At 71.5% G+C, this 17,698-nt stretch carries 13 protein-coding genes; 8 read left to right on the forward strand and 5 right to left on the reverse strand.

Going from position 1 to position 17,698, the window contains the following annotated elements:
• Positions 1 to 29 precede the first annotated feature (29 nt).
• On the forward strand, positions 30 to 3,068 hold the full coding sequence (locus QSK31_RS01820) for an amidohydrolase family protein (RefSeq protein ID WP_285680287.1): 3,039 nt from the start codon (positions 30 to 32) through the stop codon (positions 3,066 to 3,068).
• A 31-nt stretch (positions 3,069 to 3,099) separates the two neighbouring features.
• Positions 3,100 to 4,617 carry a GGDEF domain-containing protein gene (locus QSK31_RS01825; RefSeq protein WP_285680288.1) on the forward strand — a complete coding sequence of 506 codons (1,518 nt, stop codon included), beginning with the start codon at positions 3,100 to 3,102 and terminating at the stop codon, positions 4,615 to 4,617.
• On the opposite strand, the gene fdhA is transcribed toward QSK31_RS01825, so the two are convergent.
• A complete protein-coding gene (gene fdhA / locus QSK31_RS01830; RefSeq protein ID WP_285680289.1) occupies positions 4,614 to 5,852 on the reverse strand; it encodes a formaldehyde dehydrogenase, glutathione-independent in 1,239 nt (412 codons plus the stop codon). The genes QSK31_RS01825 and fdhA overlap by 4 nt on opposite strands.
• 147 nt (positions 5,853 to 5,999) lie before the next feature.
• On the opposite strand from fdhA, the gene QSK31_RS01835 reads away from it, so the two are divergent.
• Positions 6,000 to 7,058, forward strand: a complete 1,059-nt coding sequence (locus QSK31_RS01835) for a glycoside hydrolase family 43 protein (protein ID WP_285680290.1) — start codon at positions 6,000 to 6,002, stop codon at positions 7,056 to 7,058.
• Between the two features lie 4 nt (positions 7,059 to 7,062).
• Here the strand turns inward: QSK31_RS01835 and QSK31_RS01840 are convergent, their stop codons facing one another.
• From QSK31_RS01840 to QSK31_RS01850, 3 genes are all read right to left on the reverse strand, one after another.
• Entirely contained in the window at positions 7,063 to 9,396 is a 2,334-nt protein-coding gene (locus QSK31_RS01840) for a glycoside hydrolase family 32 protein (RefSeq protein ID WP_285680291.1), read from the reverse strand.
• A 198-nt stretch (positions 9,397 to 9,594) separates the two neighbouring features.
• Complete coding sequence (locus tag QSK31_RS01845) at positions 9,595 to 10,374, reverse strand: TIGR02452 family protein (protein ID WP_285680292.1); 780 nt, start codon at positions 10,372 to 10,374, stop codon at positions 9,595 to 9,597.
• 7 nt (positions 10,375 to 10,381) lie between these two features.
• Positions 10,382 to 11,227: a helix-turn-helix transcriptional regulator gene (locus tag QSK31_RS01850; protein WP_285680471.1), complete on the reverse strand. Its 846-nt coding sequence runs from the start codon at positions 11,225 to 11,227 to the stop codon at positions 10,382 to 10,384.
• A gap of 49 nt (positions 11,228 to 11,276) precedes the next feature.
• Here QSK31_RS01850 and QSK31_RS01855 point away from each other — a divergent pair, with 49 nt between their 5' ends.
• Both QSK31_RS01855 and QSK31_RS01860 read left to right on the forward strand, forming a co-directional pair.
• The gene (locus tag QSK31_RS01855) at positions 11,277 to 12,065 is read left to right on the forward strand and encodes an alpha/beta fold hydrolase (protein ID WP_285680293.1); all 789 of its coding nucleotides are present in this window, start codon (positions 11,277 to 11,279) and stop codon (positions 12,063 to 12,065) included.
• Positions 12,062 to 12,178: an MBL fold metallo-hydrolase gene (locus QSK31_RS01860; protein ID WP_285680294.1), complete on the forward strand. Its 117-nt coding sequence runs from the start codon at positions 12,062 to 12,064 to the stop codon at positions 12,176 to 12,178. Before QSK31_RS01855 ends, QSK31_RS01860 begins: the two co-directional genes overlap by 4 nt.
• Positions 12,179 to 12,300: 122 nt before the next feature.
• Here QSK31_RS01860 and QSK31_RS01870 read toward each other — a convergent pair whose 3' ends face one another.
• Positions 12,301 to 13,365 carry a hypothetical protein gene (locus QSK31_RS01870; protein ID WP_285680296.1) on the reverse strand — a complete coding sequence of 355 codons (1,065 nt, stop codon included), beginning with the start codon at positions 13,363 to 13,365 and terminating at the stop codon, positions 12,301 to 12,303.
• A 77-nt stretch (positions 13,366 to 13,442) separates the two neighbouring features.
• On the opposite strand from QSK31_RS01870, the gene QSK31_RS01875 reads away from it, so the two are divergent.
• From QSK31_RS01875 to QSK31_RS01885, 3 genes are all read left to right on the forward strand, one after another.
• A complete protein-coding gene (locus tag QSK31_RS01875; RefSeq protein ID WP_285680297.1) occupies positions 13,443 to 15,071 on the forward strand; it encodes a GGDEF domain-containing protein in 1,629 nt (542 codons plus the stop codon).
• 288 nt (positions 15,072 to 15,359) lie between these two features.
• Positions 15,360 to 15,614 carry a hypothetical protein gene (locus QSK31_RS01880; protein ID WP_285680298.1) on the forward strand — a complete coding sequence of 85 codons (255 nt, stop codon included), beginning with the start codon at positions 15,360 to 15,362 and terminating at the stop codon, positions 15,612 to 15,614.
• A gap of 1,392 nt (positions 15,615 to 17,006) precedes the next feature.
• Positions 17,007 to 17,645, forward strand: a complete 639-nt coding sequence (locus QSK31_RS01885) for a GntR family transcriptional regulator (RefSeq protein WP_285680299.1) — start codon at positions 17,007 to 17,009, stop codon at positions 17,643 to 17,645.
• The last annotated feature ends 53 nt before the right edge of the window (positions 17,646 to 17,698 follow it).

The following is a 17,698-nucleotide window of genomic DNA, read 5'->3' on the forward strand; positions in this document are numbered from 1 at the left end:
CGATGGTCATCGGCACTACCGTCGAGACCATGCCGATCAGCAGACGGGAACTTCTGGCCGGCGCGGCCGGTGTGGTGGTCGCGGCTCCGGCCGTCACCCTGGGGCGGCCGGTCGAGGCCGGCACCGGGACCGACATCGCCGCGCGGGTCTCGCCGGACGGGCGGTGGATCGCCATGGACCTGGTCGGGGTGCTGTGGGTGCTGCCCTCGTCGGGCGGACCGGCGCGCCGGCTCACCGGGGACCTCTACGACATCGGGCAGCCGGACTGGGCGCCGGACGGCCGCAGCATCGCGTTCCAGTCGTACCGCGACTCCTCGTTCGGCATCTGGACGATCCGGCCGGACGGCGGCGGGCTGCGGCGGCTGACCACCGGGCCGTACGACTACCGCGAGCCCCGCTTCGCCCCCGACGGGCGGCGGATCGTCGTCTCCAGCGACCGCGGCGGCAGCTACGGGCTGTGGCTCCTCGACGTGGCGTCCGGCGAGGTCACACCGCTGGTCGACCAGGCCGGGCAGCAGGAGTACGAGCCCGCCTGGTCCCCGGACGGCGGCAAGGTCGCGTTCGTCGTGGACAACACGCGTATCGACGTGCTGACCGTCGCCTCCGGCGTACGCCAGACCGCGGTGACCGTGCCCGCCGGCCGCGTCATCCACGCCCCGGAATGGACCCCGGACGGCGCCGAGCTGATCCACAACGTGAGCGGGCTGGGGCGCAGTGAGCTGTGGCGCGGCAACGTGCCCCTGGTGACCGGCGAGGACGTCTTCCCGTTCCGGGTGTCCTGGCGGTCGCCGTCCTCCTTCGTCTACACCGCCGGCGGGGAGATCCGGCGTTCCACGGGTGGCCGGATCGGCTTCGTGGCGCCTCTGAGTGTCACGCGGCCCAGCTATCGCAAGCGGCAGCGCGACTTCGACTCGCCGCTGCCGAGGCCGGTTCGCGGCCTCGGCAGCCCCGCCGTCTCCCCGGACGGCCGGACCATCGCCTTCCGCGCGCTCAACGACATCTACCTGATGCCGATCGGCAAGGCCCCGCGCCCGCTGACCCGTGACCTGTGGTGGAAGAGCGACCCGGCCTTCTCGCCGGACGGCCGGCACCTGTCCTACTCCACCGACCGCGGCGGCAAGCTCGACATCTGGCTGCACGACCTGACCACCGGCGCCGACCGGCAGCTCACCCGCCTGCCGAACGCGGCCGCCGTCTCCGGCAGCTGGTCGCGCGACGGCAGGTGGCTGGCGTTCCTCGACCAGACCGGCGCGCTCTGGACCGTCGAGGTGGCGACCGGCGCGCTGCGGCAGCTCTTCACCGCCACCTTCGAACCGGGCCGGCCCACCTGGTCGGCGGACGGGCGCACCATCGCGCTGGCGGCGATCGTGCCCTACTCGGCCCGCTACCGCGAAGGGCTCAGCAAGATCCTGCTGGTCGACGTGGCCACCGGCGCCGGGCGCTACGCCGACCCGCTGCCCGACCGCTCGATCCAGACCCGCGGCGACGACGGGCCGGTGTGGTCGCCGGACGGGACACGACTGGCGTACGTGGTGGCGAGCGTCCTGTGGGTCGTGCGGGTCGACGCGGACGGCACCTTCGCCGGCCGCCCGCGCCAGGTCACCGACGAGGTCACCGACGCACCGGTGTGGCGCGGCGACGACGAGCTGCTCTACCTGCACAACGGCACGTTCCGGCTGGTCTCCGCGTCGGGCGGCGCCCCGCGCCCCGTCCCGATGCCGTTGACCTGGGCAAATTCACAACCACGCGGGCGTACGGTGATCCGGGCCGGCCGCCTCTGGGACGGGACGTCCCGTCGCCTCGAGCGCGACGTGACCGTGGTCGTCGAGGGGCATCGGATCGCCTCCGTCTCGTCCTCCCCGCAGGAATGGGACGGGCGCGTCGTCGACGCCCGGGACGCCGTGGTGATCCCGGGGCTGATCGACATGCACCACCACCGGGAGATGCAGGGCTACTCGTACGGCGCCCGGCAGGGCCGGCTGTGGCTGTCGCTGGGCGTCACCACCACGCGGTCGCCGGGCAGTCCCGCCTACCACATGGTCGAGGAGCGGGAGTCGATCCAGTCCGGCGCGCGGATCGGGCCGCGGTACTTCGGCACCGGCGAGGCGGTCGACGGGCCGCGCATCTACTACAACTTCATGCGGCCGACGTTCTCCCCGGCTCAGCTGGCACTGGAGCTGTCGCGTGCGGGGGCGCTGGACTACGACCTGATGAAGGCGTACGTGCGGCTGCCGCCCGTGTGGCAGCGCCGGGTGATCGACTGGGCGCACCGGCACGGCGTGCCGGCCACCTCGCACTACCACTACCCGGCGCTGAACTTCGGTGGCGACCAGATGGAGCACGTCGGCGCGACCAGCCGCTTCGGCTACTCGCGGACCGTCTCCACGCTGGGCGCGGTCTACCCCGAGGTGCGGAAGCTGTTCGTCGCGGCGGGCGCCCGGCTCACCCCGACCCTGTTCACCGCGGCCACCCTGCTGGTCGACGACGACGCCCTGGCCACCGACCCGCGGGTCCAGGCCCTGTACCCGCCGTGGGAGTACGCGGCCCTCCAGGCGCAGATCGCCGCCGGCCGGGCCACCGACCAGACGCCCACCCGGGAGAACCTGGCCCGCCAGGTCGAGCACCTGACCCGGCTGATCCGCTCCGGCGGCCACGTGGTCAACGGGACGGACTCGCCGATCGCGGCCAACGGGATCAGCACCCACCTCAACCTGCGCGCCATGGTCCGCTACGGCATGACCACGTACGAGGCGCTGAGCACCGCCACCCGGGCGGCGGGGGAGTTCCTCGCCGAACCGCTCGGCCGGGTCGCCCCCGGGCACTACGCCGACCTGACGATCCTCAACGCCGACCCGCTCGCCGACATCGCCAACGCCTCGGACGTGCGTGCCGTGGTGACGAACGGGGTCCCGCACACCGTTTCCGACCTCATCGAGCCGTTCGCGCACGTATCGCCGCCCGAATCCGCGGTGGCGCCCTTCGTCCGGCGCGCGGACGACCCGCACTGGTGGCACGACCCGCACTGGGTCGAGGAAGGGAGGAATGCCTGCTGCGCGCAAACTTCTTAGGTTTCCGGCCGCGGGGGCCGAAGAGAACTGTATGAGACGCGTGCCAGCCCCGCTACTGCCGGTCTTCGCCGCGCTGTGCGGACTTCCCACCGCGATCTGGCCGGGCACCGTGTTCGCACACGTGTGCTACCAGGTCGGGTTCGTCGCGCTCGTCGTCCTCGGCTGGGCGCGGCTGCGCTCGCTGCACGGCCTGGTCCGTACCGGTTACGCGTTCATCGTCGGCGCCCTCACCGTCTGGCTGCTCGGCGACCTCCTGTACGACGTGCTGGACCGTCTGATCGGCCCGCTCGGCCTCGTCTCACCGTCCGACGTGTTCTGGATCAGCGGCTACCCGCTGCTCGCCATCGGCCTCGGCAAGCTCGTCCGGCTGCGGGCGCCCGGCAAGCTCCGCGAGGGCCTGCTCGACGCCCTCGCCATGGCCACCGTGATGGCCTGGCTCTGCTGGCAGTTCATCATCCTCCCGGCGTTCGAGGGCGAACGGTTCACCCTGGGCACCCTGGGCGCCGCGCTCTACCCACTCGGCGACGTCGTCCTCTTCGCCGCCGCGGCCATCCTGATCCTGGCCCCCGGCCCCAAGAGGGGCCCCACGCTCTACCTGGCCGCCGCCCTCGTCGTCACCCTGATCGGCGACGTCGCCATCTCGATGCTGCCGCAGATCTTCCCCGACCTGCCCTGGGCCACGCAGGTCGACCGCCTCGACGGGGCGCTGCTGGTCGCCAACAGCTTCTTCGCCGCGGCCCTCGTGCACCGCGACGCCGCCCGGATCGCCGAACCCGACGACCTGCTCGAGCAGCGCCTGCACCCGGCCCGGGTGGTGTTCCTCGGCATCGCGCTGGTGGCCCTGCCCATGTTCGCCGGCATGCAGACCTTCGACAGCCTGGTCAGCCGGATCTCGCTGCTCACCTCGATCGCCGTGCTCACGTCGCTGATCCTGGTCCGCTTCGTGCTCGTGGTCCGCGAACAGGAGTACATCCGCGCGGTGCTCGCCCACCGGGCCCAGCACGACCAGCTGACCGGGCTGGCCAACCGGCAGGCCCTGCTGTCCCGGCTCGACCTGGCGCTGCTGCGGTCCCGGTCCCGGGCGAAGGAGTTCGGCCCGGTCGTCTACTACCTGGACCTCAACGGCTTCAAGCAGATCAACGACCGGCACGGGCACGCCTCCGGCGACTACGTGCTCGTCGAGTTCGCCCGCCGGCTCCGTTCCGACCTGCGGCCCGGCGACATCGCGGCCCGGCTCGGCGGCGACGAGTTCGTGGTGCTCGCCCAGAACGTGGATAACGAGGACGACGCCCAGGCGATCGCCGAGCGGCTCCGCGGCCTCTGCGACGAGCCCGTGTGGCGCTCCGACGAGTGCTTCACCATCGGTGTGAGCATCGGTGTGGCGGCGGCGAGCAGCCTGCCGGAGCCCGACGCGGAAGCCCTGCTGGCCGCGGCCGACGGCGAGATGTACGCCGAGAAGACCAGCCGCCGCGACCGCCGCACCGGCGTCACCGGCGTCACCGGCCGCCACCGCGAGCCCGCTGTGGCAGCCGACGCGATCACGTCCTAACTTCTGACCATGCCGTGCGGGTCGAGCACGTACTTCTTCGCCGCGCCCTGGTCGAAGTCCTGATAGCCCTGCGGCGCCCGATCGAGCGGGATCGGCGTCGCGTTGACGTTCCGTGCGATCTGGACCCGGTCGTGCAGGATCGCCATCATCAGGTTCCGGTTGTAGCGCATGACCGGGCACTGACCGGTGACGAAGGACAGTGACTTCGCCCAGCCCAGCCCCAGCCGCAGGGACAGCGAGCCGACCTTCGCCGCCTCGTCCACACCGCCCGGGTCGCCGGTCACGTAGAGCCCCGGAATCCCGACCGCACCACCCGCCCGGGTGAGCGACATCAACGAGTTCAGCACCGTCGCCGGCATCTCGGTCGCCGCGTCCGCCCCGTGCCCGCGAGCCTCGAAGCCGACCGCGTCCACCGCCGAGTCGACCAGCGGCTCACCGATCGCCGGCGCGTCCCGGCCCAGGATCTGGCGTACCTGATCGGCGGGATCGCCCTCGCTCACGTTCACCGTCTCGCACCCGAAGCTCCGGGCCTGCGCCAGCCGCTCCTCGTTCAGATCACCGACGACCACCACCGCGGCGCCGAGCAGCCACGCCGAACTGGCCGCCGCCAGACCCACCGGCCCCGCGCCCGCGACGTACACCGTGGAGCCGGTGGTCACGCCCGCGCTCACGCACCCGTGATATCCCGTGGGGAAGATGTCGGTGAGCATGGCCAGGTCGAGAATCTTCTCCAGCGCCTGATCCCGGTCCGGGAACCGCAGCAGATTCCAGTCCGCGTACGGCACCAGCACGTATTCGGCCTGCCCGCCGACCCAGCCGCCCATGTCGACGTAGCCGTACGCCGAACCGGGCCGATCCGGGTTCACGTTCAGGCAGATGCCGGTCTTGCCCTCCTTGCAGTTCCGGCACCGCCCGCAGGCGATGTTGAACGGCACCGAACAGATGTCGCCCACCTTCACGAACTCGACGTCCGATCCGACGTCCACCACCTCGCCGGTGATCTCGTGGCCGAGCACGAGCCCCTCCGGCGCGGTGGTCCGGCCGCGCACCATGTGCTGATCGCTGCCGCAGATGTTGCTGGCGACGGTCCGCAGGATCGCTCCGTGCGGAACCCGCCGCCCGACGTTCGCCTTGTTGACGCCGGGGCCGTCCTTCACCTCGTACGTCGGGTAGTCGATGTCCTGAACCTCGACCTTGCCAGGCCCCTGATAAACCACAGCCCGATTGGCTGGCATCGTTGCCTCCCATCGCGTCGTATGACGCCAGGGTTCCCGCCCGCCGCCGATACAGGCCGGTCGTTTGTCGCGCAATCCGAAACCGAGGGCCCGCTGACATATTGATGTACAACGATGGAGAGGCCTCACCGGAAGGGGACCGTGATCATGGTCAGATCCCGATTCGTCCTGGGCGCCCTGGTGCTCGCTCTGGTCGCCGCCATCGGTCTGCCCGCGCCGGATGTCGCCGAGGCGGCCCAGAGCATCCGCGCCGCCGACCCCAGCGTCATCCGGGTCGACGGCACCTACCATTCGGTCCAGTCCTGGAACGGCGGCCTCGGCGTCCGGACCGCGTCCTCGCCCGAGGGGCTGGCCGGCGCGCCGGTCGTCCACCAGGTCTGGTCGGACACCCGCAACCTGGGTGAGGTGTGGGCGCCCGAGTTCTCGATGGAGGGCGGCCGTTTCTACATCCACTTCGCCGCCGGTCGCGGCGCCGCCCACCGGATGTACGTGATCAGTTCCGCGACCCCGAACAGCGGGTACGGCGCCGAGACCAAGGTGGCCCTGCCCGACGACAAGTGGGCCATCGACGGCACCATGTTCACCTTCAACGGGCAGCGCTGGTTCGTCTGGTCCGGCTGGTCCGGCGACACCAGCAATGAACAGAACCTGTACATCGCCCGGATGAGCAGCCCCAGCGCGGCCACCGGCGGCCGGTACATCATCTCCCAGCCTCGCGAGGGCTGGGAACGCGTCGTCGGCAACCCGTTCATCAACGAGGGCCCCGAACCGATCAAGGACCCCAACGGCCAGCTGCACGTCGTCTACTCCGCCAACGGCTCCTGGAGCGACCAGTACTGCCTGGCCGACCTGCGGCTACGCGCCGGCGGCGACCCCACCTACGTGTGGGACTGGTACAAGTCGAACGGCTGCCTGTTCGGCTCCAACCGGGGAACGATGATGGGCGGCTGGGATCCGACCCTCTTCGTCGACGGGCCCGGCCACCACACGTTCGTGCTGCTCTACGGCGACATCGCGACCAGCCCGCCGGCCGGGCCGCGGTTCCCGCTGATGTTCCACGCGGTCCCCAAGGGCACGCCGTACTCCTGGGAGAACCGGTACTGGTACACGGGCTCGTTCTGCTGGTGGGGCAGCGTGACCTACAGCCGCGCGAACGTCCCCGGACCGAACAACGACACCGGCTGGGGCCTGAAGTTCTTCGAGTAGCTGGTCAGCTGACGCGGACGTTCTGGAAGGCGCCGCTGCCCGCGTACGTGTTCAGGCCGAAGCGCCCCTCCGGGTACGCCGTGTCGGTCGCGTCGATCACCTGGACGCCGTTGAGCCGGACGCGGAGGCGGCTGCCCGCGGCGACGACGGTCAGGTGGTACCAGCGGCCGGGCACGATCGGGGTGGCGTACGCGGCGAGGTCCCGGCCCGGCCGCCACAGTTTGACCACGCCGGTGACGTCGACGTTCGCCGTGTAGCCGTCGCGGAACGTGATGCCGGCGGCGATGCCGTTGACCGGCCGGACGTCGGCGTCGTAGGTGAAGTCGGCGCCGCGCTGCGTGCTGTACGTGAAGGAGTCGCCGGCGCCGCGCCCGGACAGGCCGTCGCCCGGTGACGTCCACGTGCCGGCCGACGACGTCCACGGCCCGGTCAGGTTGGTGCGGAAGCCGGTGGCGTTCAGGTGCACGTTGTCGAAGACCGCGGTGCCGTCGAAGACGTTCACCCCGGCCTTCCCGGACAGCGGCTGACCGGTGTCCGTCGCGTCGATCAGCGGGGTCGTGCCGTGGTCCAGGAAGACCTGGAAGTGCGAACCCGCGGCGACCACTCGAAGGTGGTACGTCCGGTCGCGGGTGATCGCCGCCGGCGCGGTCGCGATGACCCGCCCCGGGCGCCACAGCTTGACCACCCCGGAGACGTCCACGTTCGCCGTGTACTGGTCGCGGAACGTCACCCCCGCGGCGGCCGCGTCACGCAGCCGTACATCAGCCTCGTAGGTCCCGTTCTGGAAGGAGCCGCTGTTCAGGTAGAAGCCGTCCCCGGCCGCCGTGCCGAGCTTGCCGTCGGCGTCGTCGGTCCAGGCGCCGCCGGACGCCGCCCAGGTGCCGCCCAGGTTGCTGTCCAGGGTCGGTTCGCCGCGGCCCCACGCCGAGCCCAGCCGGTCGTAGCGCAACGACGCCAGCCGGACCGAGCCGCCCTCGGCGTAGGCGCGGACCCCGGCGGCCGGGTCGAAGTCGGTGACCACGTCGCTGACCGACAGCCGCCCGTCGTTGCCGAAGATCTCCAGCTGCCCGCGGTCGACCAGCGCCCGGACGGTGACACGCCCGTTGTCCGGGGCGAGCGGCGCGCCGTAGAGGGTCTGCGCCGCCCGGTCGTAGGCGATCGTCCGCCCGTTCAGTCGCAGCCCGAACCGGGTCGCCGTGGCACCGGCCGTGTCGAACGTCGCGCTGACCTCGTAGGCGTCCGCGCCCCCGGTCACATACGGCGCCTCCGGGGTCAGCGTCCGCGCGGGCGCCGTGACGGTCCCGGACCGGAGCGAGGCGATCTCGCTCACCGGCGTACGCGTCAAGGTCGTGCCCTTGAGCTCGAGCTCGGCCGGGAACGTCAGGTTGCCACTCCAGACGCTGCCTCGCGACGCGGGCTGCCACACCATCTGCACGGTCCGGCCCTGCGGGTCGCCGGTGAACGTCTGGCCCGCGTAGAACGTGCCGCCCGCGTCGTTGGCGCCGTAGTCCATGCGTTGCACGCCGGTGCGCGGCCGGAAGGTGGTGCCGTCGAAGTCGCCGCTCACATACTCGCCGCTCGCGTCGGTCAGCACCCAGGTCTTGCGTGCCGGGTCGCCGTCGATCGCCAGCTCGACCATGTCCGGGCACTCGAAGAACCAGCCGGCCGCGTACCGGCTGCGCCACGTCCAGGTGAGCAGGTTGGTCGAGGTGAAGAAGTCGGCGCCGTTGCCACCGCCGTCCGACCACATGACCATCACCCAGCGTCGCGACGGCGCGTGCCAGAAGACCTTGGGGTCCCGGCTCGTGCCGTTGGGGACGGCCACCTTGCGGCCCGCCGCGTACGTCTGGAAGGTCCTGGCCCCGTCCAGGCTGTAGTGGATGATCGCGCCGCCGGTGCCGGAGAAGACCAGGATCGGGTCGTCGTCGCCGCTCTTCAGCCCGGTCACGTTGCCGGTGTCCACGATCCCGTTGCCGGACCACAGCTCGCCCGGGTGCACGCCCGGCTCGAGCGCGATCGGCTTCTGCGTCCAGTGCACCAGGTCCGGGCTGGTGGCGTGCCCCCAGTGCATCGTGTCCCAGGCGAGGCCGTGCGGGTTGTGCTGGTAGAGCAGGTGGTACTGGCCGCGGTACCAGAACGAGCCGTTCGGGTCGTTCATCCACCCGGCGCGCGAGCTGAAGTGGAACTGCCCGCGCAGCGGCTCGTCGTAGGAGGTCGCGGGGTAGGGGAACTCGGGGTAGCCGTCGGGCGTCCCGGCCCGCGCGGGCACGACCGGCGCCGCCATCACGACCACCAGAGCGAGCACACCGGACACCGCACCTCGCCAGAGTCTCCCCATACCGCAGAGTATAGGTAGACATCGATGAATCAGGATCAAGATCTTTCGTTGCCCGCGTCCGTCGGGGTACGGACCGTATGCTCCCGCGGGCTACGGGCTGGGGCCCATCGGGGATGGCCCGAGCCCTTCCGGGCTCGTGCGTGCAATCCCAAACCCTAACCCTCAACCAGACCTTGACCCTCAGCCTCTAGTTGAGCTTCAGGCAAAGGCCTCCGCGAACGCGGAGCGGATGGGAGCGGCGGGCGCGCGGTCGAGGACGGCGAAGACGATCTCGTCGAACCACGGGCTCTCCCGGAGGGCGTCGGCGAAGGCGGACGCCACGGTGGGCGGGTCGTTGCCGAAGACGCCGCAGCCCCAGGCGCCCAGCACGAGGCGGCGGTGGCCGTGGGCGGCCGCCACCGCCAGGACGCGGGCGGCCCGCCGGCGCAGCACGGCCGGGACCTCCGGGAGCAGGTCGGGCTGGTTGGTCACGATCGCTGCCCGGTTGGGGGCGGCCGCGGTCAAAAACGAGACCGGGTACGGCTCGGGCAGCAGGGTGCCCTTGTCGTCGCGGAAGACCGGGACAGCGGGGGAGTAGATCACCCGGTCGGTGTAGGTGAGCTCGGGGTGGGAGCGGTGGTAGGCGTAGAAGTCGCCGGCCGCTCGCAGGCAGGGGTACAGCGCCGAGCTGCGGGCCAGGCTCTCCTCCTGGGCCTGGGCGCCGTTGAGGAAACCACCGCCGGCGCTGCGGGCCGACGCGAAGTTCAGGCAGGCCACGTCGCCGCCGAGGCGCCTCGTCGCCGCCAGGGAGGTCTCGCCGGTCACCGTGATCGTGGCCGGGCCGCCCGGCGCCGGGGCGGCCACCGGGTCGTCGGGGAGATGGAGGCGGGTTCCGGCCACGGCCCGGGCGACCTCGTCCCGGAGGGAGATGTCGCCGTAGGAACCGCGCTCGGCGATCTCCACCGTCTCGCGGGCGATCGCCCGCAACCTGCTGCTCACCCCAGGATCATCGCGTGGCGTCCAGGGCCGCCGCGATCGACTTTAGGGTGGCGTCGTCCGCCGGGACCAGGATGCGCAGGCGCAACCAGGGGGCGTGCGCGGGGCGGGACTGGGTGGACAGCAGGCGCAGCAGGCCCAGCTCGGGGTGCGGGATGTGCTTCTCGGACGGCTCCATCACCTGGACGTCGTGGTCGGCCCACCACTCGCGGAACCGGGGACTGCGGGCGGTCAGTTCGTCGACCAGGGAGACGTACGACTTCTCGCCGGGGTGGCGGGCGAACTCCGTACGGAAATCGAGGAGGTTGGCTCTTGCCGTGTGCTCCCACGCCCCGTTGTCCCAGGGTGTGGCGAACAGCCAGAGCAGCATGTTGCGCCGGTCGGGCGGCGCGGCGACCAGATCGGACATGATCAGCTCGGCGGCCCGGTTGTGCGCCAGCACGTCGAAGCGCGGGCCCAGGACGAACGCGAGGTGCGGCAGCAGGCCGTCGACCAGGGCCGCGGTGTCCGGGTCGACGGGGCCGTCGGGCAGGCCGGGCGGCGCCACACCGGCCAGCAGGAAGAGGTGTCCCCGCTCGGACGGGGACAGCGCCAGCGCCCGGCACAGCGCCAGCAGCACCTGCTCGGACGGGCTCACGTCGCGGCCCTGCTCCAGCCAGGTGTACCAGGACAGGCCGACCCCGGAGCGCTGGGCGACCTCTTCGCGGCGCAGCCCGGGCGTGCGCCGGCGGCCGCTGTCCGGCAGGCCGACGTCGGACGGCGACAGGGCCGCGCGGCGGGTACGCAGGAAGTCGGCGAGCTCGGCCCGGCGTGCCGCCCCGTCCCCAGCCGCTGAGGGTGGTGGTGAGAGTCCCACGATCAACCATCATCTCCTACCCGCCCGGAAAGCGGTCGATAGTCGAGGCGTGACCACGATCCCTTCGGCCCTCCGCCGGCCTTCCACGACCACCACCCACGAGCTCGGCACCGCGAGCGTGACCCTGCTCGACCGGAACCGCACCCGGCCGTTCCTGCTGCTGCACGGGGGTGCGGGGCCCGTGTCGGTGGCCGGGTTCGGCGACCTGCTCGCCGCGCGGCTGCACGCGCGCGTGCTGATGCCGACGCATCCCGGCTTCGCGGGCACGGCGAGGCCGGACGACCTGGCCGGCATCCCGGCGCTGGCGGCGCTCTACGCGGACCTGCTGGAGCGGCTGGACGTCTGGGACGTCACGGTGGTCGGCAACTCGATCGGCGGCTGGGTCGCGGCCGAGCTGGCCCTGCTCGGCAGCCCCCGGGTCAGCGGCGCGGTGCTGGTCAACGCCGTCGGGCTGGACGTGCCGGAACATCCGATCACCGACGTTCGCGGGCTGGCCCCGGCGGAGCTGGCGAAGCTGTCGTTCCGGGAGCCGGAGAGGTTCCCGCCGGACCCGACGCGACCCGGGCCGGACCTGACGGCGCTGGCCGCGTACACGGGAATGAGCATGTCGGATCCCACCCTGCGCAAGCGGCTCGCCCACCTGGACCTGCCGGTGAAGGTGGTCTGGGGTGCGGCGGACGGCATCGCCGTCGCCGAGTACGGCCGGGCCTACGCCGACGCGATCCCGGGCGCGACGTTCACGCTGATCGAGGGCGCGGGACACCTGCCGCAGCTGGAGACGCCGGAGGAACTGCTCGCGGCCGTGACGGCCCCGCTCGTCGCGGGAGCTGAGCGATGAGCGACCTGGCCGTGACCCGGATCGGGCACAGCTGCCACCTGCTGGAGATCGGCGGGCGGCGGTTGCTGACCGACCCGTGGTTCACCGTGACGCCCACCTACGACCCCCGGTGAGCGTGTCGCGCTGAGCGTGGCCGACCTGCCCGAGCTGGACGCCGTGCCGATCACCCACGAGCACTACGACCACTGCGACCTGGAGGCGTTTTCGGCGACCTGGTCCGCGTGGTGCTGCCGGGTCAGCGGGTGATCCCGGTCAGCGGGTCGTAGCGGTAGTCGGTCCGTACGCCGGACGCGGAGATCTGCAGGTGCCCCTGACGGACGTTGTCGTAGGTGCCGACCGAACGCCACGGCCGCCCCGCCTTGAAGATCTTGAGGCGGCCGGTGAAATCCTCGCCGGCCGCCGCGACGATCGAATACGTCGGCCCGTCCGGCGGATCGATGTCCAGTCCGCCGTTCGCGCGGATCGTCGTGGTCACCACCAGGTTGCCCTCGGCGTCCAGGATCGGCGCGGGCTGGTCCACCCGGTACGGCGTACGGCCCCCGCCCTGCACATCCTGTCCGTTGTAGAAGGTCCGCCCGCGCGCGTCCACCCAGAAGTGCGGCACGGTGGCCTTCGGCGCGGCCATCGTCGGACCCGGGTAGTACGACATGTGCCAGTGCGGCGGGTTGTCCAGGTGCAGCGGGTTGTTCGTCTCGAAGCCCATCAGCGCGTAGAAGTGGCCGCGCCGCTGCGCCTCCGCGACCAGGCCGGAATCGGCGAGGACCTCCCGGGTCGCGGCCATCCACGACTGCACGGCGATCACCTCGCCGGACGGCCACGGCACGGTCTGCCAGACGCCCGCCGCCCGGTCCGGGTCGTTGTGCTCGACATGCCAGTACAGCCCGCTCGCCGGCTGGCCCAGATAGCTCCACACCTGCACGGTCGGGGAGTCCGCGGTGGCCGAGGTCCGGTGGATCGGCAGCGTGAAACTCACCGTCCACCGATCTCTCTCCAGCGCGAGGTGCCGTTCGCCCGCGATCACATCCTTCACGGGTACGTCGGGCCAGCGCACCGACACCCGGATCCCGGCGTCGTCGCGCTCGCCCTGGACGAAGCGCAGATATTCGGCGCGGCTGGCCGCCTGGTACTGCGTACCCGTCATGAGGGTGTAGCCGGCCGGGACGGTGATCTCCGGGACCGACGGCAGGCCGGGCCTCCGGCGCACCACCCGGAACCCGGCGTAGGCGACGGCCTCGGGCGCGGGCAGGGTCAGCAGCGCTCCGGCGGCGAACAACGCGCGCCGGGAAACATGCAGAGCCATGGATGCCATCGTGCCGGTGGGTTGGATGAGTGTCGATGGCCCCACGGTGAACGCCTGATTTCTGCTAGGAATGGTCAGTGACCTCCGCCGCGGTCCCGGCGCTGCCGAGGGACCGGCTGACAGCCCGCGTGATGGCGCACGCCCTGATCGAGCAGACCCAGGTCAGCCCGATGCCGGAGATCCTGGGCGGGCTCGCCGAGCAGGCCCGCGGCGCCGGCTGGTCCGAGGTGCGCGTCCTGCTGCTGCACGGCCAGCTCATCGGCCGCTCGCTGCAGAACGCCGGCCGCCGCGCCGTCCGGCAGAGCTCCGACGCCATGCTGAACGCCGCCCAGGCCGGCGGCGACGAGATCCTGATCGGCCTGGCGCTCGCCTCCCGGGCCCTGTTCATCGAGGATCCGTCCCATCCGGACGATCTCGGCGAGGACGTCGGCGGCCTGCTCGCCCAGGCGGTCGCCATGGTCGACGACACGATCGAGTTCGCCGGCGACGCCCTGGGCCTGCGCGCGCTCGAGGTGCCGGTCGTCTACGTCGAGTGCGGCCAGGCGTTCCACCGGCTCGGTCTGTGGGAGATCGAGGAGCAGATGTACGCCCGGGCCGCCGAGTGGCTGGACCCGCCCCTGCCGCCGGTGGCCCGCTCGGTGCCGGCGTTCACCCGCCGCGCCCTCGTCATGAACCGCCTCGAGGCGGCGGTGGCCCTGGCCGGGGCGATGATCGAGGTCGGCCTGCGCGACCCGGCCGCCCGCGTGGCGGCCGACGCCGTGCGCCCCGACCCGGCCGAACGCGCCGACCTGCCCACCGCCTGGGCCGTCGAGGCCCTCGCCCTGGAACGCTTCCTGGACGTCGTCGCCGGCCGCACCGACCTGCCCGGCGGCCCCTGCCAGGTCCCCGCCGACCTCTACGACCGCCTCGCCGGCAGCACCTGGCCCGGCTACCGCGCCTGCCTGCTGCTGGCCGCCGCCGTCGGCACCCACGACAGCGGCGACGTCCCGTCCGCGGCGAGGCTCGCCAACCGCGCCGCCGAGCTCCTGGACGACTACAAGCCCAGCCTCACCTCCCTGGCACTGTGCCTGTCCGCCCAGGACTGCAAGGACAGGACCGCCCTGCGGTACGCCCGGCACGTCGCCGAGCAGCGCTGGCAGGCCCGCATGGCAGTCCTGGGCGCGATGCGCACCCGGCTGGCGGCGGCCCGGGTCCTGCGCCAGGGCGACCGGCTGACCCGCCAGGCCAACCTGGACGCCCTGACCGGCCTGGCCAACCGCCACGCCGAGGGCCCGTTCCTGGCCCGCCTGCGCCGCCGGGCCCCCGAGGAGCGAATCGGCGTGGTGGTGGTCGACGTGGACCACTTCAAGGCGGTCAACGACACATACGGCCACGTGGTCGGCGACGAGGTCCTGCGCGCGGTCGGCACGGTCCTGCAGGCCGCAACCCGCCCCGGCGACATGGCGATCAGACGAGGCGGCGACGAGATGCTCCTGCTGGTCGACCTCCCACCCGGCGACGACATCCCGGTCCTGGCCGACGGCATCGTGCGAGCCATCGCCCTGCACCGCTGGGAGGACCTGGCACCCGGCCTCACGGTCGGCATCAGCGCGGGCCAGGCAGTGGGCCCCGCCCGAGACGTCGACCGCCTGATCGAGGACGCCGACCGAAACCTCTACCGAGCCAAAGCAACAGGCAGAGGCCGAGCCGTAGCCGCGGCCAGCTGATCCCAAACCCGACCCACCACCCGATCCGCCCCGACCCCTTCTGGCCGACTCGCGCCCCCAACCGTGTTCTGCCGGTCTTGGAGGCGAGCCGCCCAGCCGGTGCGACCCTGGACCATGCCATGCTGCTCCCGGAGGCGAGCCGCCCAGGCGGTGCGACCCCGGACCATGCCATGCTCCTCCCAAAGGCGAGCCTCCCAGCCGATGCGGCGCTTGGACTGTGCCTGGCTGATGCACCGTCCGGCCGATGCGACCCTGGACCGTGCCCCCGCGTGAGGAAGGCCATCGATCGTGATCCTCCCGAAGGTCCGGGATCCACGCTTCGTGACGATCCGCCGTGGCGGAACTCGCACAGACGCGGACCATCTCCTCACGCTGTGGGCGGCCGCAGCCGCAGACCTGAGCCTGGAGGCAGGCCGCCTCGAATGCCGATGGCAACGGGAGCAGCTTCCGGAAGCGATCCGCAAACTCGTCCTCGACGACCAGAGGCTGCGCAACGACATCTGCTGGTCCGCGTTCGACTGCTGGATGCCGGGCGACTGCTGAATGCCGGGCGACTTGCATAATCTCTCGGATGGCAGGATCAGGAATTGCAGGCAGCCCCTCCAAAATCTCCTCCCGCATGTTGCAACCATATTTACAGGCGATGCCTTTTACCGCGCCACGAGAGCGGCTTCCGTTTCCATGCAGATTCGTGTTACCACTACTCGCGGAGGGGCGCCGTCGAATCGCCGCCGGTGACCCCTCTCGCTCAGACGAAACGCCTTCCGTTCCGGCCGAGACTACCCGCCCGGCCGGCGTTTCCTCTGGAACAGCCGGGCCCATGTCCGGCGAGGCTGACATTTCCTCAAGCGCGGCCGGGGCGAAGTCTGGCGCAGCCGACGTTCCATCCTGCGCGGCCGGGGCGAAGTCTGGCGCAGCCGACGCTCTCTCCAGCACAACTGCGGCTTCCTCCGGCGCAGCCGGCATTCCATCCTGCACCGCCGGGGCCAAGTCTGGCGCAGCTGACGCTCTCTCCAGCACAGCTGCGGCTTCCTCCGGCGCGGCGGATGTCCCGTTCCTCACTGGCGTGGGCGCCGCTTTCGTTTCGGCGGTCCGCGCCGGCTGGGCCTCCACCGACTCCAGCGGGGGCGTCGCCGTTGGTCCCCGCGTGATCGACGCCTCGCGGCCACAACGATGCCCAGACAAGCGGCCAAGACGCTCGGCATGCCGCCTCTTCAAGCCCCACGCGCGATGGCGTTCATGCTCGCGGCGGAATTCTTCGCCTGCCACAGAATAACTACGAGACGCAGTCCGATCGCGCATCGTCGCCAATTCAGCTGTCGTAAACATCTGTAGCTGCCGCATGGATAAATTATCCCGCAACTCACCCACTCCACGTCAGTAGTCGATCATGCCATAATTTCATTTCGTTGCCATTCGACTAAGCTAAATGACGTCTCTCGCGATAGGCTTGACAAAGCCGCCAAGCTCGCGTGCGACGGGCCATGGCAAGCGCTTTTGACCTAAAGGCCTCAAACCGATGCATGGCAGCGAGGCAGCCAAGCGCCGGCCCGGGCGACTGGAGAGGCGCGGGGCCAAGGCGGAACGGGCGTCGCGAACGGAAGGCGGGCGTCGCGAACGGAAGGCGGGCGTCGCGAACGGAAGGCGGGCGTCGCGAACGGAAGGCGGGCGTCGCGAACGGAAGGCGGGCGTCGCGAACGGAAGGCGGGCGTCGGGAGCGGAACGGGCGTCAGGACCGGAGACGGAACGAGCGTCGGCACGCGAGGAGGGACGGAAGGGGGGATGGGAGGCAAGACGTCGGGACGGGCGTCGGGACGGAGTCGGGCCCCGGGCCGGGAAGAGCACCACCGACCCCGCTCGGGAAGACGACCCGGAACAGACCCCCGGCGGGCGCGGTGCGTGGAGACGGGGCGGGCCCGTGACACACTCTCTTGCGTGAGCGATGGGGAACTGGCCAGCTACAGCCTCGTCGAGCTGGCTCTCGACCGGCTCAGCCGGGAGATCCTCAGCGGCCGTGTGGAGCCCGGCCAGCGCCTGGTCGAGGAGCAGCTGACCCGGCAGCTCGGCATCAGCCGGGGCCCTCTGCGGGAGGCCCTGCGCCTGCTCGCGCAGCAGGGCCTGGTCGAGCATATTCCGCGCCGGGGCGCCCGGGTCGCCACCCTGTCCGACGAGGACGTTCAAGAACTCTACGAGATCCGTGACCTCCTGGAACGGCATGTGGCGGCCGCCCTGCCGAAGGTGCTGGATCTGACGGGGCTGCGGGGCGCGGTCGAGGTGATGCGTAAGGCCACCGAGACGGGGGACCGGTTCGCGATCGCCGAGGCGCACCGGCGGTTCCACGTCGAGGTGGTGGCGTTGTCGGGGAACCGTCAGCTGACCGCCCTGTTCGAGTCGATCCTGGTGCGGCTGCAGCTGTACATGGCCGTGAACCTGGCCCGGGAGGCCGAGGTCGCCGATGCCGCGGACGGGGTGCGGCGGCACGAGCGGCTGCTGGATGCGGTCGAGTCGGGTGATCCGGCCACGATCGGGGAGGCGTTGAGCAGGCACGGGGGTCGCGCCTACCTGGCGCAGTAATCACCCGGTAACAATTCAGCGACCGCTCCCGAAATGATTCTGTCAACAATCGA

The sequence above is a fragment of the Actinoplanes sp. NBRC 103695 genome, assembly GCF_030269485.1.
In the GTDB taxonomy this organism is placed as follows: Bacteria; Actinomycetota; Actinomycetes; order Mycobacteriales; family Micromonosporaceae; genus Actinoplanes.